Here is a 19,878-nt window from a genome sequence, read left to right on the forward strand (position 1 = left end):
TATTGTATTGCCAAGGACCTGGTGCGCCGGATTCCGCCTTCAGTCTTGCCCTGCGCCCTGCCGGATCTGCCCGGTGATGGCAGGATCGGTGATCTGGTCGTCGTCGAGCAGCAGCAGCACCTTGCTGACAATCTCCGCGGTCCGCGCGTCGTCCTCCTCGAACGGCAGCCGCAGCGGCTTGCCTGCGGCGGCGCGCGCATCCGGGATGACGCACAGGTAGGCGCCCGGCTCCAGGTGGATATGCGCGCTGGCCAGGTGGATGCGGTATTGGGCCAGCTTGCCCCGTACGTGCACATGGCGCTCGTCGACCTCGATGCGATCCGCTCCCAACGCGGGCGCCAGCGCCTGCAGCAGCGCCCGCCGTCCCGCCAGCGATTCGGCCGAGCTGTAGTGCTCGCCGCCTTCGGCAATGGCCCGCGCGATCAGCAGGTCGAGATCGCGCATGGTTTCGGAGAACACGATGGGCGGGACCTCGGCCAGGGCGATGGCGCTGCCGTCACGGTCGAAGGTGACGGCGCCCGTGGTGAGCTCCGGCAGTTCGGTGAAGAAGTGCGGGTCGAAGTCGAAATCGAAACGCGCCACCGTGCCGTCGGCAAAGCGGCGATGATGCTCGGCGCATCCGCCCCCGTCTGACGGCCGCCAGTTGCGCGTCTTGAATATGCCCTGAGCAGGCACCGTGCGTGCGCGCCTGCCGGCGTAGCGGCCCGACGCGTAGCCGGCCTCGCGCTCGGCCGGGGTGGGTACGTACAGCTCGCGGAATACCTGCTTGACCGGCTGCACCAGCCCGCGCGCCACGGCCCATGCCTGCCATTGCGCCAGCACGCCCGCCGCCAGCCAGCCATGGGGATGCACCAGCCGCAAGGCGCCATGCGGCGGCTGCGCATCGTCCGGGCCTTCCAGGCCTTGCGCGCTCAGCAGGCCCTGCCGGCCGCTTTCGTCCTGCCATACCAGCCGTGCCACCAGGTCCGCCATCAGCGGATGCCGCAGCGCCTCGCCGGCCTGCGCCGGGCTCATCGGGGTCTGCGCCACCAGCCGGTGTTCCAGCGCCCGGACAAAGCGGCGGCGCTGCGCTTTGAGCGCGTCCCAGGCCGCCTTGAGCGCCAGCCATTCGGGTACCTTCTTCAACGCGGCCGGCGCGTTCGCCAGGCGCTTGCCCCTGGCGTTGATCACCACCGGCCCGGCGGGCTCCGCCGCCATGTCGATATAGGCGCTGTAGCCACCCATGGCCTGCGGCGTAAACCAGGCTTGCAGCGCCGCGCCTTGCCGCGCTTCCATCGCCCATTCGAGCTCGCCCAGTTCGGCATAGCCTGCCGACACGGCCAGGTTGCGCAGGCCGATGATGGCGGCAGCGCGCTGGTTGGCCTGGCGCAGGGCGCCATAACGGGTGGCCTCCTGGCCTACCTGCTGCAATTGCACATAGCGTTCGATGCAGGCAGCCTCGCCTTCGGCACCCGCGGGCAAGGGCAGCAGTCCCAGGGCCTTGATCGGGACGTGCGCGTGCTTGGTCAGTGCCGACTTCACCAGCGCCGCGGCGTTCTCGCCAAGGAGGGCGCCCAGCAGCCTGGCGGTTTCGTCGCGGGCGTGAAGCTCGCTGCCGTGCGCGAGATAGACATCGCGGAACCAGTGCCATGCGGGGGTGGGCAGCGCCTGCAGGATGGGCAGCACGGCGGCCGGTTCGATCACACCGAGCGGTGGCTCGCTGTCGGCGCTGTGCTCGCGCAGGTAGCCGTGGGTCCATGCCAGCAGGGGGAGGAGCGCAGCGTGCCCCAGTGCCTCGAAGATCAGGCTGTCGGCGGCCGCGCTGCAATGCTGCAGCGCGCGCTCGAGCGCCAACGGTCCGCAGTGGCGCAGGGCGGCCACCACGTCCGCGCGTTGTTCCTGCGTATCCAGGCAGCGCAGGTCGAGGAAGTCCTGATGGGCGAACTTCCGCCAGAAGGGCACGCCGTCCCACGTATTGCCCGCCAGCCAGGCGCAGGCCCGCAGCAGCGGTGCGCTGCCCACCATGGCCAGCGTCGGCGAGTAGCCCCAGCGATCGGAACCGGACGGCGAGACCGGCCGGGCGACGAACTTGCCATGCTCGGTCTGGGCCGGCACCTGGTCCAGTTGCTCCGCCAGGGCGGTGTGCCGCTCGCGAAGATAGGCCACGGTGTCCAGCAGCGCGGGGCCGTGACGCATGCCGGCCAGTTCGGCCTGCGTATGGCACAGCAACTGGAACGGTGCGCAGTAGTCGCTCTGCCGCGACAGGCGGATGGCCGCATGCGCGCCGATCCAGCCCTCGCGCAGCGCCAGCGCAAGCAGGCCGCGCACATGCAGCGCGTACAGCCAGGACAGCGGCGGCAGTTCGCCGACCGGGCCGGTCTCGCCCTCGCCGGGCAGTTGTACCGGCAACGCCAGGCCCTGGCCGGGCACCGGCTGGAACATGCCGTCGGCATCCAGGTGAAGCGCGCCGGCCGCGAGCTGGCCGGCCAGCGCGCGCAAGCCGGCCGGCTGCCGCGACGCAAGGTCCTCCCAGTCTTGTGGAGGATGGGTCGGGTAGGCTGGCGGTGTCTGCGTATCGCCCAGCAACGCCAGCGCGAATTGCGAGAGCATCAGCGCATCGGCCTCCTCGCATGGCAGTGGCGCATCCGGCGCGGTTTGAGGCGCGCCGCCGATGGCGCTCTCGTTCTCCTTGCCGGAGGAGGCAAGCGCCGCGTCGTACATGACTTGTTCCGCCAGCCTGCTTGCCACCTGGAACAGCGCTTGTTCGCGCGTGACACAGGCCAGGATTTCCGCCTCGCCCGGCGCCGACCCCGGGAACAAGCGCTGCAGCCAGCGCTGCCGGTGCAGTATCAGCAGGGCCAGGCAACGCGGCAGCGCAGGCGCGGGCAGCGCGGCCGCAAGACGGTTGTACCAGTCGCGGGCGCTTTGGGTGGCGATGCCATCCCGGGCTTCGCAGGCAAGCCTTTCCCAGTCGCGCGAGCGGCTGCCCGCGCCCAGGCCCTGGCGTTGCGCCGCGGCATCGAGTTCAGCCCAATGCGCGGTGGCCTGCGCCAGGGCGGGCCAGTGCTGCTCGATGCCGTCGAGCGCGAAATGGCTGGCGGGAAGCATCATGACTGCCATGCCTCAGCCCCCCACCAGCGGCACCAGCCGCACGAAAGCGATCTGGGTGTCTCGCGCCAACTGGATGGTGTCGTCCAGACTGTGCATGCGCTGCCCTTGTACCGTCAGCAGGAAGCGCCGCTTGCCGAAGCCAGCCAGCGCGCAAGCGACCTCGGCCTCAGGCTCGGGCGCCGCCGGCGAGCCCGCCGCCTGCAAGGCGACGCGTCCGTGCGCCGAGAGTTGCGCGATCTCTTCGTCGGTGAGGTATTGGCGGGCCACGCGGGCAGCGGCTTCGGCCGCGCCGATCGCGGCGCGTAGCGCCAGGCGCGCGCATTGCTCGCGCACCACGTCGCCGATCAGTTGCCGCACGGTCAGGGTGCGCTGGGGGTAGGCCAGCCGCATGGGCGGCTCGGACGGGCAAGCGCTCGCCAGCGTGGAGGCGAACTGGATTTCAATATGCTGCATCGGCAAGCCGGTCTCCGACGTGGGTGGGTGGATAGCCGGGCCGGAAGCGCAGGGGAGCACTGCCGCCAGCCAAATGGCAGAAATGGCCAAAGTGGCTAGCGTATCAAAAATGGCCTGCACCGTGGGGGAAGCCTGCGCCGGACCACGGGCAGGTCCGGCGCAGGGCACGCCGGGTCAGGCCGCTGGCAGCGCTACGCCAAGTTCCTGCGCCAGCGCCGCCAGGTTGCGCCAGATGGCTGGATTGACCTCCAGATGGGTGGTGGCGAGCGCGCGGTTGGCGGCTTCGAACTCACCCGGGTATTGCACGCCATCGAAGCCCGGCGCGGGCGGGGTGTCGTGCAGGTAGTTGACGAAGGCTTCCACCTCGGCGCTCTGCCAGCTCAGCCCCAGGTCGAGCGCCGGGTTCATCAGCACCGCGAACATATTGTTGGTGGCCACGCCGCCGCGCGGGTTCTCCGGCTGGATGGTGCCGCCGCCCGACAGCACGCCGGCCAGCAGCTCGGCCACCACCCCTAGCGCATAGCCCTTGTGGCCGCCGAAGGGCAGCAGCGCCCCCGGGCGCTCGCCGAACATGGTGGCGGCATCGGTGGTGAGATTGCCGTCGGCGTCGATGATGCTGTGCTCCGGCGCCGGCTCGCCTTTCTCGGCCAGCACGCGCGCCTTGTTGATGGCGATCGCGCTGGTGGCGATGTCCACCACCAGCGGCGGCCTGCCGTTCGGCATCGGCCCGGCGAAGCATAGCGGGTTGGTGGTCAGCCGCGCGGCGCGGCCGCCATAGGGCGCCACCGCGGGCGCGCGGTTGATCACATTGGTGAAGCTCAGCAGTACATAGCCTTCTTTGGCCACCATCTCGCCGAAGTGCCCCATGCGGCCGAGATGGTGCGAGCGGCGCAGCGTGACGATGCAGTGGCCGTGCCGGCGCACCCGCTCGATGGCGGTCTCGATGACGGTCTTGCCGACGTGCTGGCCGAAGCCGCCGTTGCCGTCGAACACCAGCAGGCTATCGCGGTCGAGCACGCATTCGGCGCGGCCGGCGGGATTGACGTTGCCGGTGGCAAGCGAGCGCCGGTAATTTGGCAGGATCGACAGGCCGTGGCTGGCATAGCCGCAGCGATCGGCCTCGACCAGGTGTTCGGCCACGTCGTTGGCGATGTCGGCGGGTACGCCCTGCGCGGCCAGCAGGTCGCGCGCCAGTTGGGTGGCGGCTTGCAGTGTGATGTGCATGATGCGTGTTCTCCCCGGCTCAGATCCAGCCCAGCCAGCGCCAGTAGGTGGCGGCGAACAGCAGCATCATGGCGTAGCCGATCAGCGTGACGGGGATGCCGACCCTGGCGAACTGCTTGCCATTGAAGGTGTCGGTGCCCAGGCACACCATGTTCTGCGGCGCGTTGATCGGCAGGATGAAGCCGAAGCTGACGGTAAAGCCCAGCAGCATGGTCAGGCCGATCTTGTTGACGTCGCCCGGCAGGGTCTGCAGCACCGAGATCAGGATCGGCAGCAGCGCGGCGGTGAGCGCGGTGGCGCTGGCGAAGCCGAGATGGATCAGGATCAGGAAGGCCGCCAGGATGGCGAACACCAGGATCGGTCCCTGCGTGGCGAGCCCGGAATGCGCCACCACGAACTTGCCCAGCCACTGGCCGGCCTGCGTAGTGAGCAGCGCGGTGCCCAGGCTGATGCCCACGCCGAACACGATCAGGGTACCCCACGGCGTGCGCTGCTGCATGGTCTTCCAGTCCATCACGCCGATGCGCGGCATCATCAGGATCACCAGGCCGACGAAGGTCACGGTGGCGGTATCGAACTGATGCAGCTTGCCCTCGGTGGCCCAGAACAGCAGCAGGCCGATGGACACCGCGGCAAGCCGTTTCTGCGGGCCGCTCATCGGGCCCAGCCCGGCCAGTTCGCGCTGCACGGCTTCCTTGCCGCCGGGGATGGCCTCGGTCTCGGCGGGCAGCAGGAAACGCACCAGGAAATACAGCACCACCGACATCGCGACGGCCCACGGCGCGCCGGCGATCAGCCATTGCAGCCAGGTGATGCGCTCGCCCAGCAGCTTGTCCATGAAGCCCGCCGTCAGCAGGTTCTGCGCGGCGGCGGTCTGGATGCCGACGTTCCAGATGCTGGTGGCCTGCGCCACCGTGATCATGATGCCGGCCGCGATGTTTGACTTCTTGTCGACACCGAAGGCGGCGATGATGCCCATCATGATCGGCACCACGCAGGCGCTGCGCGCCGTGGCGCTGGGCACCACCAGCGACAGCGCGATGGTGACCGCGATGCTGCCGATCAGGATGCGCCGGGTGCTGGTGCCGATGGCCGAGAGCGTGACCAGCGCGATGCGCCGGTCCAGCCCGGTCACGGTCATCGCGGCCGAGATGAACAGGGCGGCGGCGACCAGTGCCAGCGCGGTGTTGGAGAAGCCCGCCAGCGCCATGCCGAGTGCCCTGGAGGTACCGTACTGCGTGGCGGGATCGCCCACGGTGGGCGCGAAGCCGATCAGCGCTGCCATCAGCGAGGTGATCATGACCGCGCTGGCCTCGTAGGAGACGGCCTCGGTGATCCACACCACGATGGCGAAGGCGAGGATGGCCAGCATGCGATGGCCCGCCACCGGCAGGTCGGCGGGCACTGGCAGCCAGAGTATGCCGATCAGCACCACCACGGCGGCATAGAGCCCCCACGGTTGCGAAATTTTCGGTGTGGCCTGGCCCGCGGCGGCCGCGGCAGTGGGGACGGTCTGGGTCGGATTGCGCGGATCTGTCATCGCTTTCCCTTTGCTTGTCTTGTTGATGTTGGGGTCGACACGGGATGGCGGACGTCACGCGCGGGCAAGATCGGTAGCCTGCGGCTGGCTTGAGGGCGGTGTCGTTCGTCGGGCTTCCGTGAAGGCCTGGCCGATGCGCAGGCCGGCTCGTGGCCGGGCTGCCGAGTTCGACATGGGGAAATTATGGTGGCGGCCGGCGGCGCGTGTCGAGGCCGGATCCGGGGATCTTCTGACCAGGATCAAGGAGGGTGCGGGTGCGGGGAAATTCCCGGGGGTGCAAGGCGTCATACTTTCGGAATCCTCGCGCCGTACAGGTTTGCTGTCGGCGCATCGCGGGCCCGGGGCCGGGCAGTATGCGCATCGGCCCTGGACAGCGAGGCGATCTGAAATCATTGGAGCGCGTGATGAAGGTTTTGGTAAGAGGACTACGTGCCGGAGTCGGCGCAGCGCGGCTGCGCGAGGCCCTGGCCTCCTATGTGCGGGTGAAGGAGGTGGAGTTGATCGACGAGGGCGACGGCGCCCATCCCTGGGCCTGGGTCGACCTGGACCTCGACGATGTCGATCCGATGACGGTGTGGAAGCTGGTGGCGAACCTCGATCGCCGTTATATTGCCGGCTGCCATACGCGCTGGCATGTGCCGGCGTATCGCGCACGCTGATTCAAGCCATACGGAAGTTCGACGAATTCCAGGAACAGGACAGAGATCGATGCAGTATTTGTTCGCGTGGCGCCGCCACGCCGTAGTGGGCGACGCGCCGTCGCTGGCGCCAGGCGCCGGCGGTCATGGCCAGGCACCGCTGGTGCTGGAGACCGTGGTCAATATCCGCGACCTGGGCGGCCTTGTCACCGCCGATGGCCGCCAGGTGCGGGCCGGCAAGCTGTTTCGCAGCGGCAATCCGGGCCTGGCCAGCGCCGCCGATATGGCGCGCCTGCGCGCGCTGCAACTGGACCTGGTGATCGACTTCCGCTCGTCTGGCGAAAAATCGCCGGCGGAGAGCGGCTTTGGCCAGGTCTTCCGCTGGGTGGCTTCGCCGGTGCTGGAAGGCAGCATGTCGATGGCCGAGTTGATGCCGCGCCTGCGCGGCGGCAGCGCGCCGGAGACGGAGGCTTTCATGCTGGAGGTCTACCGCGATTTTCCGCGCAGGTACCAGGCCGCCTTCGGCGGCTTCCTGAAGACCGCGGAGCAGGGCGGCAACCTGCTGTACCACTGCACCGCCGGCAAGGACCGCACCGGCTTTGCCTCGTTGCTGCTGCTCGGCGCGCTGGGGGTCGGGCGCGACGCCATCATGGCCAATTACCTGGATTCGAATCGCTGCAACCAGGGCTTCAACCGGCAGATGAGCGACCGGGCCGCGCAGTCCGGCGTCGACCCGGCGGTGATGTGGCCGCTGCTGGAGGTGAAAGCGTCCTATCTGGAGGCGTCCATGCACGCCATCGAGCAGGATTACGGCGGCATGGAAACCTATCTCGGCGACGTGCTGGGCGTGGATGCGGAGCGCCTGCGGCAGGCTTACCTGGTGCGAGCCTAGGCAGTGTCCCTGGCCACGGATTCGTTGCGCCGGCAGGCCGGCAAGCATGCGCCATGCGCCGTCGCGAATGCGCGCAAGGCGCCAGCCTTGCCGAGCGTCGTTCCCGGGCCCGCACGCCTTCCCGGTCCGCCTGGTTCCTCAACGCTTTTCGGATTCAGGCCGCCGGGTCGCCGGGAGCGGCGGGAACAGGCAGTCCGCTGTGCTGGCCAGTCGCACGAACGGTCCGTTCAATACCAGGTTGTGATGCGCGGTGATCGCCCGCGCGGACAGGGCCGGCGTGTCCATGGTGGTATGCGCGTCGGCCACCAGCACGCCCCTGAAGCCGAGGTCGGCGACGGCGCGGCAGGTTGTGTCGATGCAGTACTCCGTTTTTACCCCGGCGATCACCAGCTCGGCCACGCCGGCGCCGGCGAGCCAGCCGGCCAGCCCGGTGCCGAAGAAGCAGTTGGGCCGGGTCTTGTCGAACACCGTGTCCTGCGCCGCATCCACCATCAGCCCGGGCAGTAGTTGCGTGAGCGCGCTTCCCGGCGCGATGGGCGATCCCTGCGGCCCGGTGTGCCGCGCCGCGAAGACCGGGGCGCCGGCCTGGCGGGCCTGACGAATCAGTGCGTTGATGTTGGCGAGTACGCGCTCGCCTTCATACGGCTGCTGCGGGCCATTGAACATGCCGCATTGCATATCGACGATCAGAAGGGCGGACCGCCCTGCGCCTGGATCCTGCATGGTGTTTCTCCTGTGATGCCGGCGCTGGCGGAGAAACGGCAGGTCCCCATCCATTGCTGGCGGGGCCTTGGGGCAATACGCTGATGCTACTTCGACTCCGGGCTCGCGTACCGGCCGCACGACCCGCCGAAAGCGGTCGTGGTGGTAGCGGTGGTAGTGGCAGAGGCTGCCGGGCGCTCGATGAAGTGCATGCGGGCATCATGCAGCAGGCCATGCGGCGCGTCAACCTCCATCCGGCCATTGATGGCGGCCGCCTGCCGGCCTCTTAACGGGCTGCCTGCGCCGCCCCTGCCTGCTCGCGCAGGATCCGCGCGGTATTCAGCGCGATCATGCCTTCTTCGTCGGTGGGCAGCACCAGCACCGGCACGCGGCTGTTGTCGCGGCTGATGCGCTGGCGGTTCTCGCCGTTCGCGGCGGCGTCCAGGCTGATGCCGAACAGGTCCGCGAGCCGCGCGCAGATGCGCTCGCGCACCGGCGGCGAATTGGCGCCGATGCCGGCGGTGAACACCAGCGCATCGAGGCCGCCCAGCGTGGTGGCCAGCTTGCCGATTTCCTGCGCAGCGCGGTAGGCGTAGAAATCGATGGCCAGGCGCGCGCGCGGCGCGTCGCTGGCCAGCAGGGCGCGCATATCGCTGCTGACGCCGGACAAGCCTTTCAGCCCCGACTCCTGATACAGCATGGTCTCGATATCCTTGCTGCTCATGCCTTGCTGCGACAGCCACAGGACGGCGCCGGCATCGATGGCGCCGCAGCGCGTGCCCATCGGCAGGCCGTCGAGCGCGGTCAGGCCCATGGTGGATTCGATGCTGCGTCCCTCGCGCATGGCGCACAGGCTGGCGCCGTTGCCCAGGTGGGCCACGATCACGCGGCCGGCGGCAAGATCGGGCGCGACCTGTTGCAGCCGGCGTGCGATGTATTCGTAGGACAGGCCGTGAAAACCGTAGCGGCGGATGCCGCGCTCGAAGTATTCGTAGGGCAGCGCCAGCAGTTGCGCCATCGCATCGTGGCTGGCGTGGAAGGCGGTGTCGAAGCAGGCCACCTGCAGCAGTGCCGGCGCGGCTTCGCGCACCGCGCGGATCGCCGTGAGATTGTGCGGCTGGTGCAGCGGCGCGAGTGGTACCAGCGCCTCCAGTTTGGCGATGACCTCGTCGTCGATCTTCACCGCTGCGGCATAGTCCGCGCCGCCGTGCACCACGCGATGGCCGATCGCCACCGGAGGCGTATCGCGCAGGCCGATGCTGAGCACCAGCCGGATCAGGCGGAAGGCGGCGTCGTGATCGGCCACCTGCGCCACCGGGAACCGTTCGTCGGCGACCGCACGGCCGTCGGCCATGCTCGCGGTGAGGCGGGGCGCCACGCCAATGCCTTCGATCTGGCCATGCGCGCTCAGTACCGGATTGATGTCGGTGTCGGCGTGCGCGGCCTCGGGCACGGCGTACACCGAGACCTTGACGCTGGATGAACCGGCATTGACGACGAGGATGGTGGGATGGACGACGCTCACGCTGGCAAGCCTCCTTCGGGGCGGGGGGGGGATCGGACGCTCAGACGCCGGTGGCGGCCTGGGCGGTGCGGCGCGCATGCGCCACCAGTACGGCAATGGCGCAACTGCCGATGCGCGCGCGCACGCTGTCGGCGCGGCTGGTGAGGATGATCGGCACGCGCGCGCCCAGCACGATGCCGGCGGCTTCCGCGCCGGCCAGGAAGGTGAGCTGCTTGGCCAGCATGTTGCCGGATTCGAGATCGGGCACCAGCAGGATGTCGGGGTCGCCCGCCACCTCGGAGACGATGCCCTTGGTCACCGCCGCTTCGCGGCTGATGGCGTTGTCGAAGGCCAGCGGGCCGTCGAGGATGCCGCCTTCGATCTGGCCGCGCCGGCTCATCATGCACAGCGCCGCGGCGTCGATGGTGGAAGGGATTTTGTCGGTCACGGTTTCCACCGCCGACAGGATCGCCACCTTGGGGCTTTCGATGCCCAGCACGCGCAGCAGGTCGATCGCGTTGCGGCAGATATCGGCCTTGTCGTTGAGCGTGGGGAAGATGTTGACCGCGGCGTCGGTGATGAACAGCGGCTTGTGGTAGCTCGGCACGTCCATCGCGAACACATGCGAGAGGCGCCGGCCGGTGCGCAGGCCCGTGGCCGAGGCGGTGACCTCGTGCATCAGTTCGTCGGTGTGCAGGCTGCCCTTCATCAGCAGCTCGGCCTCGCCCGAGCGTATTGCCGCCACCGCGCGCGCGGCGGCGGCGTGACTGTGCGGCGCGTCGATCAGCACGCTGTCGCCGAGGTCCAGCGCGTTGGCGTCGGCAACCTGGCGGATCCGCGCCTCGGGCCCGATCAGCAGCGGCACGATCAGGCCAAGCCGCGCGGCCTGCAGCGCGCCGCCGAGCGAGGTGGCATCGCAGGGATGCGCCACGGCGGTGGGAATGGCTGCCAGTTCGGCGCAGCGGGCCAGCAGGACGGAGTACTTGTCGAGCGTCTTTGTCATCGGCTTTCCAGTGCGTCGGGAGGGGCGGCCGCAAGCAGCGTGCGGCACGCATGCTGCGTCGCGCAAAAAAACAAGGCCCAGTATAGGGCAAGTTTCCTGCAGAACGATGACGGCGCCGCCCCGGCTTGCGCCAGGTCATGCCGGTTGGGCGATCCCCTCCAATGCGGGTTGTCAATACGGAGCCTGGCTGGTAGATTAGCCTGTGCTGCAGGGCAGCAATTTCGTATGGCGGCTCGCGCCGCCACGGGAAATCGACTGCCTCCAACGCCATATCGTAGAGGGGAAGCCGAGTGAACGCACGAGTACCCGTCGCCCATGCCGGCAGCGCCGCCGCCGGCATGCCTGAGTTGGCCGTGAACGTCCCGCCGCTGTTGTCCGATGCGTGGTCCTACGCGCTGGATGCCTGGCAGCGCTCCATCCTGTTGCTCGATATCCTGCGCGAGCGCGGCAACCAGACCTTCGAGCACGAACGCGAGGGCATGCCGCCGGTGCTGGTGTTCGATCACGAGGTGCTGATCGACGGGCGCACGCTCGAGCAGCCCGCCAACTATGCCTTGCTGCGCATCCTGCCGCCGCCCGGCATGGTGACCGACGAGGCCAAGCGGCCTTTCGTGGTGATCGATCCGCGCGCCGGCCATGGCCCCGGCATCGGCGGCTTCAAGATCGACAGCGAGATCGGCATCGCGCTGCGCCGCGGCCACCCGTGCTACTTCGTCACCTTCTTCCCGGTACCGTGTCCCGGCCAGACCATCGAAAGCGTGGCGCGGGCCGAAGCCGTGTTCCTGGAGACCGTGGCCGGGCGTCACCCGCAGACGCAGGGCAAGCCTTTCGTGATCGGCAACTGCCAGGGCGGCTGGGCGCTGATGATGCTGGCCGCGGCCGCACCCGAACTGGTCGGGCCGATCCTGCTGGCCGGCTCGCCGCTGGCTTACTGGTCGGGCGTGCGCGGGCGCAATCCGATGCGCTACAGCGGTGGCCTGCTGGGCGGCTCGTGGCTGTCGTCCCTGGCCGCCGATCTCGGCAACGGCCGCTTTGACGGGGCCTGGCTGGTGCAGAATTTCGAGCAGCTCAATCCGTCCAACACCTATTGGAAAAAACTCTACGAGGTTTATGCGCGGGTCGACACCGAGCGCGAGCGGTTCCTTGAGTTCGAGCGCTGGTGGGGCGGCCACTTCCTGCTCAACCGCGCCGAGATCGACTGGATCGTGCAGAACCTCTTCGTCGGTAACCATCTCACTGCAGGCGAGGTGCGCAGCGCGGACGGCAGCGTGGCGGTGGACCTGCGCAACGTGCGCTCGCCCATCGTGGTCTTCGCCTCCTGGGGGGACAACATCACGCCGCCGCAACAGGCGCTGAACTGGATTCCCGATCTCTACGCCAGCGTCGACGAGATCGTCGCCAACGAACAGGTGATCGTCTATTGCCTGCATGAGAAAGTCGGGCATCTTGGCATCTTCGTGTCGGCCGGCGTGGCCAATCGCGAACATACCGAACTGTTCTCGGCGCTCGACCTGATCGATGTGCTGCCGCCCGGCCTCTACGAAGCGCGCATCGAAGATATCGCACCCGGCACCTCGCATCTCGAGCTGATCGACGGGCGCTACCTGATGCGCTTCGAGCGCCGTACCATCGACGATATCCTCGCGCTGGACGACGGCCGCGACGACGAGCGCCCGTTCGAGGTGGTGCGCCGCGTGGCCGAGGTCAACCAGCGCCTGTACGATACGTTCGCGTCGCCGGTGGTGCAGGCGCTGTCCAATGAGCTGGGCGCGTACGCCATGCGGCAGTTGCACCCGGCCCGCCTCGAGCGCTCGCTGGCGTCGGATGCGAATCCGTGGATGGCGTGGGTGGCCGCCTTTGCGCCGGCGGTGCGCGAGGCGCGCCAGCCGGTCGCGCAGGACAATCCCTTTGTCACGCTGGAACGCGCCGCGTCCGACTACATCGTGCGCACGCTGGATGCCTGGCGCGACCAGCGCGACGCGCTCTGCGAGCAGACCTTCGAGGCGCTGTACAAATCGCCCTGGTTGTCCGCGATGATGGGCTTCGCGCCCGGTGCCGAGCGGCGCGGGCCGCCGCCCGAGAACGCGGCACTGCGCAAGGAACTCGCGGCCAGGCGTATCCATGACGCCGAGGCGCAGATCGGGCAGGGCACGCCGCTGGATGCCTTCATGCGCATCGCTGCCTATGTCGCCGACGAAAACACCAGCATCGAGGAGCGGCCCTTCAACCTGATGCGGCAGATGGCGCGCGAGCACCTGGAGCAGCAGCCCGACATCGCCATGCTCAAGGATGCGGTGAGGCGGCAGAGCCTGATCGTCGGGCTCGACGCCGCGCGCGCCATTGCCGCGCTGCCGTTGCTGGTGCCGGACAGTGCGCTGCGCCATCGCATCATGATGGCCATCCATCGCATCATGACCGTGGCCGGACCGCTCGACGGCGGGCGCCTGGCGCGCTACCGCGAGGTGGCGCGAGTGCTGGGCACCGACCATACGGCGCGGGAGCCGGCCGCTGCCGCGGTGGCAACCGCGGTGGCGCCCACGGCCTTGCCTGCCGCGCCGGTCCCGGCCGGCACGCAGGCCGAAGCGCCTGCGGCACCGCGTGCCGGGCGCGAGCCGGAAGCGCCGCAAGCCAGCGTCTCCGCCACCCGGAGCAAAACCGCCGCGGCGAAGCGTGGCGGCGCCGGCAGGCCGGGCCTGGCGGAGAAGCCGGCAAGATCCGCCAAGGGCGCGGCGCGGCGCGGCGGCAAGACGGGGCGTTGATCACCGCATCCCGTGCCGTGGGGCGCACGCCGGCCAACCGCATTCGATGAGCGAGGATGTCATGGTGCAAGTACTGAATCCGCCCTTGCTGGGCGCGCGCGTGCTGGTGGTCGGCATTGCCAATGCGGACTCCATCGCCTGGGGCTGCGCGCGCGCTTTTCGCGAACTCGGCGCCGAGCTGGCGATCACCTATCTCAACGACAAGGCTTACCCGCATGTCGCGCCGCTGGCCGAATCCGTCGGCGCCACCATCCTGATGCCGCTCGATGTGGAGGATCCCGCGCAGGAGCAGGCGCTGTTCGAGCGGATCACCGGGCAGTGGGGCGCGCTCGACGTGCTGGTGCATTCGGTGGCCTTCGCGCCCAAGGCGGATCTGCAGGGCGGCCTGCTGAATTCTTCGGCGGCCGGCTTCGCGCGGGCCATGGATGTCTCCTGCCATTCCTTCGTGCGGCTGGCGCGGCGCGCCGTGCCGCTGATGCGCGCGGGCGGCAGCCTGTTCGCCATGAGCTACGAGGGCGCCAACCGGGTGGTGCCGAACTACGACCTGATGGGGCCGGTCAAGGCCGCGCTGGAAGCCGCCTGCCGCTACCTGGCGCACGAACTGGGCCCGAGCGGCATTCGCGTGCACGCCATCTCGCCGGGACCGCTCAAGACCCGCGCCGCATCGGGCCTGAAGGATTTCGATCACCTGCTGGCCGAGGCCGCGGGCCGCGCGCCGCTGGGCGAGCTGGTCGATATCATGGATGTGGGGTTCGCCACTGCCTACCTCGCCACGCCTTATGCGCGCCGCATTTCCGGCAATACCGTTTATGTCGACGGCGGCGTGCATATCATGGCCTGAGGCCGCCGGCAGGACAAACGCGCCACGGCTTGCCACCAGGCCCGCCGCGCGGCGCCTACACTACCTACAGTGGATACCGGAGGCTGCCGCCCGCCGCGTGCGCGCTGCCTCATATCGGGAGCGAGACATGAAGGTACTCATCCGGGGGCTGCACCGCGATGTGACCGAAACGATGCTGCGCGACAAGCTGGCGCCCTATGCCCCGGTCAAATCCGTGGAACTGGTGCGCGAAGGCGATCCCGACCATCCGTGGGCCTGGGTCGACCTGGATGTCGATCCCTTCAGGGCGTGGCGTCTGCTGCGCCAGCTGGACCGGCAGTACTTCGCGGGCAGCATGATGCGCTGGTACATTCCTGCCCACCAGGGATGACGCGCCCGGGCTGCCGCCGAGTGGCCCTTGGGCTCCTTCGGCATTGCGCATTAAGATAAGCGGCATCTGTCACTTTGCTGCGCTGCCATGCGGCAGCGCTTTCTTCCGCATGCTAGAACTCGACGGCGCGATCTGGTTCCGCGCAGGCTCCCAGGACTGGGGCGGCGGCGAACGCATCGCCCTGCTTGCCGCGATCGGCGAGCACGGCTCGATCACGGCGGCGGCCAAGGCGGTCGGCCTCAGCTACAAGGGCGCCTGGGACGCCATCGACGCGATGAACAACAGCGCCGGGGAGCCCCTGGTGGTGCGCGCCGCCGGCGGCCGCGGCGGCGGCGGCACGGTGCTCACCGAGCGTGCCGTCAGCCTGATCCGCACCTATCGCGCGCTGGAGCGCGAACACCGGCTTTTTATCGCCCATCTCGCCACGCTCGGCCATCTCGGCGAGAGCGCGCAGGACGACCTTCACCTGATGCGGCGCTTCATGATCAGGACCAGTGCCCGCAACAAGCTGTTCGGCAAGGTCGTGGCGATCCGCGCCGGCACTGTCAACGACGAGGTCGCGCTGGCGCTCGCGGGCGGCCAGCAGGTGGTCGCCACCATCACCCATGAAAGCGTGGAGACGCTGGGCCTCGCGCCCGGTGCCGAAGCCTTCGCGCTGGTCAAGGCCTCGTCCGTGCTGCTCGGCCTGCCCGAGCCTGGGCTGCGGCTGTCCGCGCGCAACCAGTTGCCGGGCACCGTGACGCGCGTGCTGCCCGGTGCGGTCAACGCCGAGGTGGCGCTCGAACTGGACGGCGGTGGCACCGTGGTGGCGATCGTCACCAACGACAGCGTGACGGCGCTGGGACTGGCCGACGGCAGCCGCGCGCTGGCAATCTTCAAGGCATCGAGCGTGATTCTCGGCACCCTGGGTTGAGCGCTGCGCGCCGGGTATCGGGTTCAGGCCGCTTCAGGCGGGCTCAGACGGGTGTCAGCGGCTTGCTCAGCAGTACCGTGGTGAAGCCGCTGTGCCAGCTTTCGTCGGGGTAGAATCCCACCTCGGCATAGCCGTGGCGCCGGTAGAAGGCGCGGCTCGCCTCGTTGAAGGTGTCGGTTTCGAGCCGGGCCTGGGCATGGCCCGCGACCGCCATCGCGGCTTCCGCGTGGGCCAGCAGCGCGCTGCCCAGCCCGAGGGACTGCCAGCGTGGCGACACGTGCAGCGCCCAGACAAAGTCGTTCTCCCAATCCACCATGCCGGCCACGGTGCCGGCCACGCAAGCCAGGTGGAATTCCGCCAGCCGGCTACGGACATAAGCGGCAATCTTGTCTTCCTGCTCGAAGCGGGCGATCGCATCGGCCGTGAGCTGTGGCTTCCACGTGGCGAGGTAGGTGTCGGTGAGGATGGTGGCAACGGCCGGCGTGTCGGACGGCCCGGCGCGCCGGATCTGGATCTGCGGGTTGGGGGGTGACGTGTTCATGCCCGCAAGCATAACCGGACGGGCGAATTCCGTGCGATGCGATGCCGCGCAAGCAGAGCGCTGCTGTCCTGATCGATGTAAAGCGACATAACGCGAAATCAAGCGAAATCAAGCCCTTGCACCGGAGTATCGCCATGCCAAGAAACATAGAGATCAAGGCCCATATCAACAGTGTCGAATCGCTGCTGCCCCTGGCGGCGCCGTTGTCCGACCATGGCCCCGAGCAGATCCTGCAGGACGACACGTTCTTCGCCTGCCCCAACGGCCGGCTGAAGCTACGGGCGTTTCCTTCGGGCGAGGGGCAGCTGATTTTCTATGCGCGCGCGGACCAGGCCGGGCCCAAGGAGAGCCGCTACATCATTTCGCCCACCACGTCGCCCGACACCCTGCGCGCGGCATTGACGGCGGCCTGGGGCGAGAGCGGCCGGGTGCGCAAGGCGCGCACGCTGTTCCTGGTGGGCCGCACCCGCGTGCATCTCGACCGCGTGGAGGGGCTGGGGGATTTTCTCGAGCTGGAGGTGGTGCTGGCCGATGACGAACCCGCGCAGGCGGGCGTGGCCGAGGCGCATGCGCTGCTGGCAAAGCTCGGCGTGACGGCAGGGCAGTTGATCGAAACCGCTTACGTGGACCTGCTGCGCGCGCGTACGGCGGCAGGCTGAGCGGCGCGCCGGTAGTGCACGATAGTGCCGGTAGCGCCGTCAGACCGCTCGCGCGGAGACGGGGGCATATACCTGCGGATGCCCCTTGACGGGAGCGGAGCCGAAGATACGGCCCTCGCGGACTTCCAGCACGTGGTCGCCGAGCGCCTCCACATCGTCGGGGTCGTGCGAGATCACCAGCATCGGCACTTCCAGGCTGCTTTGCAGCGCGCGCAGTTCGGCGCGCATGCGCACGCGCAGCGCCGGGTCGAGTGCGGAAAATGGTTCGTCGAGCAGCACGATATCCGGCTGCGGCACCAGCGCGCGCGCCAGCGCGGCGCGCTGTTTCTGGCCACCGGAGAGCTCGGCCGGATAACTGCCGGCGATCGCGCCCAGGCCAAAGGCGTCGATCCAGCGCTGCGCTTCCGGATGGCTGGCGCTGCGGCGCGGATTGCGCCAGCCGCGCGCCAGCCCGAAGGCGATATTCTGCGCCACGGTCAGGTGCGGGAACAGGGCATAGTCCTGGAACAGGTAAGCCACGCGCCGCTCCTGCGGACGCACGTCGACGCGCGCCTCGCTATCGAACAGCGTGCGGCCGTTCAGCGCGATATGGCCGCTGTCCGGTGTCAGCAAGCCCGCTATGGCGCGCAGCGTCAGGCTTTTGCCCGCGCCGGAAGGCCCGAACAAGGCGATGCGCTTGCTGGCCGAATCGAAGGCGATATCCAGCGCGAAATGGCGCTCGGCGCTGCCCAGGCGCTTGCGAACGGTGACTTGCATGCTCATGGCTGGCCTACCGTAGCTGTTTGCGGGTGGGTGGCACCAGCCGGCCGGCCGCCACCAGCAGCACCACGCAGGTGAGCGAGGTAACCACCACCAGCAGGTTGGCGGTATTGTCGTCGCCGGCCTGCACGGCTTCGTAGATGGCTACCGACAAGGTCTGCGTGCGTCCCGGCAGGTTGCCTGCCACCATCAGCGTCGCGCCGAATTCGCCCAGCGCGCGGGCGAAGGCCAGCAGCACGCCGGCGATGATGCCGCGCGCCGCCAGCGGCAAGGTGACGCGAAAGAAGATGCCTGCCTCCGGCGTGCCGAGCACGCGCGCGGCATCCTCCAGCTGGGTGTCCACGCCTTCGAAGGCGGCGCGCGCCGACTTCAGCACCAGCGGGAAGGCCACGATGGTGGAGGCCAGCACCGCGCCCTGCCAGGTGAAGACCAGTTCGATGCCGAGCCGGCCGAGCCACTCGCCGAAGACGCCGCGGCGCCCGACCAGCACCAGCAGGTAGTAGCCGAGCACGGTGGGCGGCAGCACCAGCGGGAGTGTGAGCAGGGCATCCACCACGTCGCGCGCGGCCGAACGCCAGCGCGACAGCGCGAAGGCCGCGCCGACGCCGAGTACCGTATTGAGCACGGTGGCCCAGCCTGCCACCTTGAGCGACAGCGAGAGCGGTACCCAGACAGCTTCCAGGGTGTTCATCGGGATGGGCGCCTGCCGGCCAGGCCGGCCAGGCGCGGAAACGGGTTCAGGTTGGCGGCGCTGCGCGCAGGTTCGGGCGGCAGCGTTCGAGGCTCGGGATCAAGGCTTCAGGAAACCATACTTTGCCAGTACCGCCTGGCCTTCCGGCGACATCACGTAGCCAAGGAACGCCGCGGCTTCGGCGGGCTGCTTCGACTGCGCGGTGACGGCGATCGGATACGTGACCGGCTGGCGTGTCGGCACCCGCAGCGCCACCTTGACCTTCTCCGGCATGATGGCCGCATCGGTGGCGAACACGAAGCCGGCATCCACCTCGCCGCGCGCCACATAGTCCAGGCTCTGGCGCACGTTCTGCGCCATCACGCCCTTGGCGGATACCGCATCCCACACGCCCGCTGCCTCCAGGGCGCCCTTGGTATAGCGGCCCACCGGTACCGACGCCGGGTTGCCAAAGGCCACCCGCTTGAAGTCCGGCCGAGTCAGGTCCTGCAGCTTGTCCACAACCAGCTTGCTGTCCGCGGGCAGGATCAGCGCCAGCTGGTTGGCGGCGAAATCGCGGCGCGTGGCGGCCTGCACCACGCGTTCGGCGACAGCCTTGTTCATCGCGTCCTGGTCGGCCGAGGCAAACACGTCGGCCGGCGCGCCATTGACGATCTGCTGCATCAGCACGTCGGAGGCGCCGAAATTGAGCACCACCTTGGTCTGCGGATGCGCGCGCTCGTAGGACTCGGCCAGCGACTTGAAGGCATTGGTCAGGCTCGCCGCGGCCGACACCACCAGGTCGGCGCCAAAGGCGGCCGGCGCGGACAGCGCCAGCGTGGCGGACAGCAGCAGGCCAGCCGCCAGCGAGACGGTCCGGCGGGCGCGGCGGGATTGGCGGGGCAGGGCAGGCAGCGAAGCGGTGATCGGTTGCATGGGCGTGGCGGAGCAAGGTTGGAAAGCGTGGCAGGCAAGCCGGTCAGCCTGCCAAATGCGCAATATATGACGGTATATAACGCGGCGTCAATGACACAGCTCGTCTGTTCAGCTTATCGCGACAGGTCATCCGAGTGATTTGCAGTCGTCATCTTAATGCAACGTAAACGTCACCTTGCTGCCATTTGCGCTCGGGACAATGTCCGGCTCCAGGCACAACAAGAAAGAAGGGAGCCACCAAATGAGCAGCCATCCGACCGGCGCCGTGCGAGCACGCACGGCATCCGCTTCGTCACCGATCTTCGCCGCATCCACTGTATCCACCGTCTCCGTCCTGGCCGCCGCCGTTGCCGCTACCGCGCTGCTTGCCGCCTGCGGCTCGGA

19 protein-coding genes are annotated in these 19,878 nt (G+C 68.8%); 7 read left to right on the forward strand and 12 right to left on the reverse strand.

Features of this window, described 5'->3' with window-relative positions; all coding sequences use genetic code 11:
* Positions 1-39: 39 nt before the first annotated feature.
* From P3W85_RS24805 to P3W85_RS24820, 4 genes are all read right to left on the reverse strand, one after another.
* Entirely contained in the window at positions 40-3,090 is a 3,051-nt protein-coding gene (locus P3W85_RS24805) for a DUF4132 domain-containing protein (RefSeq protein WP_276266711.1), read from the reverse strand.
* A 12-nt stretch (positions 3,091-3,102) separates the two neighbouring features.
* Positions 3,103-3,543: a hypothetical protein gene (locus P3W85_RS24810; protein WP_276266712.1), complete on the reverse strand. Its 441-nt coding sequence runs from the start codon at positions 3,541-3,543 to the stop codon at positions 3,103-3,105.
* 174 nt (positions 3,544-3,717) lie between these two features.
* Positions 3,718-4,767 carry an Ldh family oxidoreductase gene (locus P3W85_RS24815; protein WP_276266713.1) on the reverse strand — a complete coding sequence of 350 codons (1,050 nt, stop codon included), beginning with the start codon at positions 4,765-4,767 and terminating at the stop codon, positions 3,718-3,720.
* Positions 4,768-4,786: 19 nt separating this feature from the next.
* Complete coding sequence (locus P3W85_RS24820; RefSeq protein ID WP_017228862.1) at positions 4,787-6,307, reverse strand: DASS family sodium-coupled anion symporter; 1,521 nt, start codon at positions 6,305-6,307, stop codon at positions 4,787-4,789.
* 404 nt (positions 6,308-6,711) lie between these two features.
* Between P3W85_RS24820 and P3W85_RS24825 the strand changes: the two genes are divergently transcribed.
* Both P3W85_RS24825 and P3W85_RS24830 read left to right on the forward strand, forming a co-directional pair.
* Positions 6,712-6,966 (forward strand): RNA-binding protein, encoded by a 255-nt coding sequence (locus tag P3W85_RS24825; RefSeq protein ID WP_276266714.1) that lies wholly within the window; start codon positions 6,712-6,714, stop codon positions 6,964-6,966.
* 49 nt (positions 6,967-7,015) lie between these two features.
* Entirely contained in the window at positions 7,016-7,837 is an 822-nt protein-coding gene (locus tag P3W85_RS24830) for a tyrosine-protein phosphatase (RefSeq protein ID WP_276266715.1), read from the forward strand.
* A 138-nt stretch (positions 7,838-7,975) separates the two neighbouring features.
* On the opposite strand, the gene P3W85_RS24835 is transcribed toward P3W85_RS24830, so the two are convergent.
* The 3 genes from P3W85_RS24835 to P3W85_RS24845 form a co-directional block, all read right to left on the reverse strand.
* A complete protein-coding gene (locus P3W85_RS24835; protein ID WP_017228865.1) occupies positions 7,976-8,560 on the reverse strand; it encodes a cysteine hydrolase family protein in 585 nt (194 codons plus the stop codon).
* 265 nt (positions 8,561-8,825) lie between these two features.
* A complete protein-coding gene (locus P3W85_RS24840) occupies positions 8,826-10,064 on the reverse strand; it encodes an acetate/propionate family kinase (protein WP_276266716.1) in 1,239 nt (412 codons plus the stop codon).
* Positions 10,065-10,104: 40 nt separating this feature from the next.
* Positions 10,105-11,094, reverse strand: a complete 990-nt coding sequence (locus P3W85_RS24845) for a phosphate acetyltransferase (RefSeq protein WP_430869607.1) — start codon at positions 11,092-11,094, stop codon at positions 10,105-10,107.
* 242 nt (positions 11,095-11,336) lie between these two features.
* Here P3W85_RS24845 and P3W85_RS24850 point away from each other — a divergent pair, with 242 nt between their 5' ends.
* From P3W85_RS24850 to P3W85_RS24865, 4 genes are all read left to right on the forward strand, one after another.
* Positions 11,337-13,805, forward strand: coding sequence for a DUF3141 domain-containing protein (locus P3W85_RS24850; RefSeq protein WP_430869608.1), 2,469 nt, complete (start codon positions 11,337-11,339; stop codon positions 13,803-13,805).
* Positions 13,806-13,866: 61 nt separating this feature from the next.
* Positions 13,867-14,646 carry an enoyl-ACP reductase FabI gene (gene fabI / locus P3W85_RS24855; protein ID WP_035806265.1) on the forward strand — a complete coding sequence of 260 codons (780 nt, stop codon included), beginning with the start codon at positions 13,867-13,869 and terminating at the stop codon, positions 14,644-14,646.
* Positions 14,647-14,773: 127 nt separating this feature from the next.
* A complete protein-coding gene (locus P3W85_RS24860; RefSeq protein WP_017224492.1) occupies positions 14,774-15,016 on the forward strand; it encodes an RNA recognition motif domain-containing protein in 243 nt (80 codons plus the stop codon).
* Between the two features lie 109 nt (positions 15,017-15,125).
* The gene (locus P3W85_RS24865; protein WP_276266718.1) at positions 15,126-15,929 is read left to right on the forward strand and encodes a TOBE domain-containing protein; all 804 of its coding nucleotides are present in this window, start codon (positions 15,126-15,128) and stop codon (positions 15,927-15,929) included.
* Positions 15,930-15,972: 43 nt separating this feature from the next.
* Here the strand turns inward: P3W85_RS24865 and P3W85_RS24870 are convergent, their stop codons facing one another.
* On the reverse strand, positions 15,973-16,470 hold the full coding sequence (locus P3W85_RS24870; RefSeq protein WP_276266719.1) for a GNAT family N-acetyltransferase: 498 nt from the start codon (positions 16,468-16,470) through the stop codon (positions 15,973-15,975).
* 134 nt (positions 16,471-16,604) lie between these two features.
* Between P3W85_RS24870 and P3W85_RS24875 the strand changes: the two genes are divergently transcribed.
* Positions 16,605-17,129, forward strand: coding sequence for a class IV adenylate cyclase (locus tag P3W85_RS24875; RefSeq protein WP_276266720.1), 525 nt, complete (start codon positions 16,605-16,607; stop codon positions 17,127-17,129).
* Between the two features lie 39 nt (positions 17,130-17,168).
* Here the strand turns inward: P3W85_RS24875 and P3W85_RS24880 are convergent, their stop codons facing one another.
* The 4 genes from P3W85_RS24880 to P3W85_RS24895 all read right to left on the reverse strand — a co-directional run.
* Positions 17,169-17,891, reverse strand: a complete 723-nt coding sequence (locus P3W85_RS24880; protein WP_276266721.1) for an ATP-binding cassette domain-containing protein — start codon at positions 17,889-17,891, stop codon at positions 17,169-17,171.
* Positions 17,892-17,898: 7 nt separating this feature from the next.
* Positions 17,899-18,570, reverse strand: coding sequence for a molybdate ABC transporter permease subunit (modB, locus tag P3W85_RS24885; protein ID WP_276266726.1), 672 nt, complete (start codon positions 18,568-18,570; stop codon positions 17,899-17,901).
* A gap of 108 nt (positions 18,571-18,678) precedes the next feature.
* Positions 18,679-19,494, reverse strand: a complete 816-nt coding sequence (modA, locus tag P3W85_RS24890; RefSeq protein WP_276266722.1) for a molybdate ABC transporter substrate-binding protein — start codon at positions 19,492-19,494, stop codon at positions 18,679-18,681.
* Positions 19,495-19,647: 153 nt separating this feature from the next.
* Positions 19,648-19,878, reverse strand: a 231-nt coding sequence (locus P3W85_RS24895; RefSeq protein WP_276266723.1) for a hypothetical protein, incomplete at its 5' end; no start/stop codon positions are given.

The sequence above is a fragment of the Cupriavidus basilensis genome (assembly GCF_029335485.1).
In the GTDB taxonomy this organism is placed as follows: Bacteria; Pseudomonadota; Gammaproteobacteria; order Burkholderiales; family Burkholderiaceae; genus Cupriavidus; species Cupriavidus basilensis_E.

Coding starts and splice junctions, on each gene's coding strand:
- P3W85_RS24820 (WP_017228862.1), bottom strand. CDS start 6,307: ATGACAGATCCGCGCAATCCGACCCAGACCGTCCCCACTGCCGCGGCC.
- P3W85_RS24860 (WP_017224492.1), top strand. CDS start 14,774: ATGAAGGTACTCATCCGGGGGCTGCACCGCGATGTGACCGAAACGATG.
- P3W85_RS24880 (WP_276266721.1), bottom strand. CDS start 17,891: ATGAGCATGCAAGTCACCGTTCGCAAGCGCCTGGGCAGCGCCGAGCGC.
- P3W85_RS24870 (WP_276266719.1), bottom strand. CDS start 16,470: ATGAACACGTCACCCCCCAACCCGCAGATCCAGATCCGGCGCGCCGGG.
- modA (WP_276266722.1), bottom strand. CDS start 19,494: ATGCAACCGATCACCGCTTCGCTGCCTGCCCTGCCCCGCCAATCCCGC.
- P3W85_RS24830 (WP_276266715.1), top strand. CDS start 7,016: ATGCAGTATTTGTTCGCGTGGCGCCGCCACGCCGTAGTGGGCGACGCG.
- P3W85_RS24805 (WP_276266711.1), bottom strand. CDS start 3,090: ATGATGCTTCCCGCCAGCCATTTCGCGCTCGACGGCATCGAGCAGCAC.
- P3W85_RS24815 (WP_276266713.1), bottom strand. CDS start 4,767: ATGCACATCACACTGCAAGCCGCCACCCAACTGGCGCGCGACCTGCTG.
- P3W85_RS24835 (WP_017228865.1), bottom strand. CDS start 8,560: ATGCAGGATCCAGGCGCAGGGCGGTCCGCCCTTCTGATCGTCGATATG.
- P3W85_RS24875 (WP_276266720.1), top strand. CDS start 16,605: ATGCCAAGAAACATAGAGATCAAGGCCCATATCAACAGTGTCGAATCG.
- P3W85_RS24865 (WP_276266718.1), top strand. CDS start 15,126: ATGCTAGAACTCGACGGCGCGATCTGGTTCCGCGCAGGCTCCCAGGAC.
- P3W85_RS24825 (WP_276266714.1), top strand. CDS start 6,712: ATGAAGGTTTTGGTAAGAGGACTACGTGCCGGAGTCGGCGCAGCGCGG.
- P3W85_RS24810 (WP_276266712.1), bottom strand. CDS start 3,543: ATGCAGCATATTGAAATCCAGTTCGCCTCCACGCTGGCGAGCGCTTGC.
- fabI (WP_035806265.1), top strand. CDS start 13,867: ATGGTGCAAGTACTGAATCCGCCCTTGCTGGGCGCGCGCGTGCTGGTG.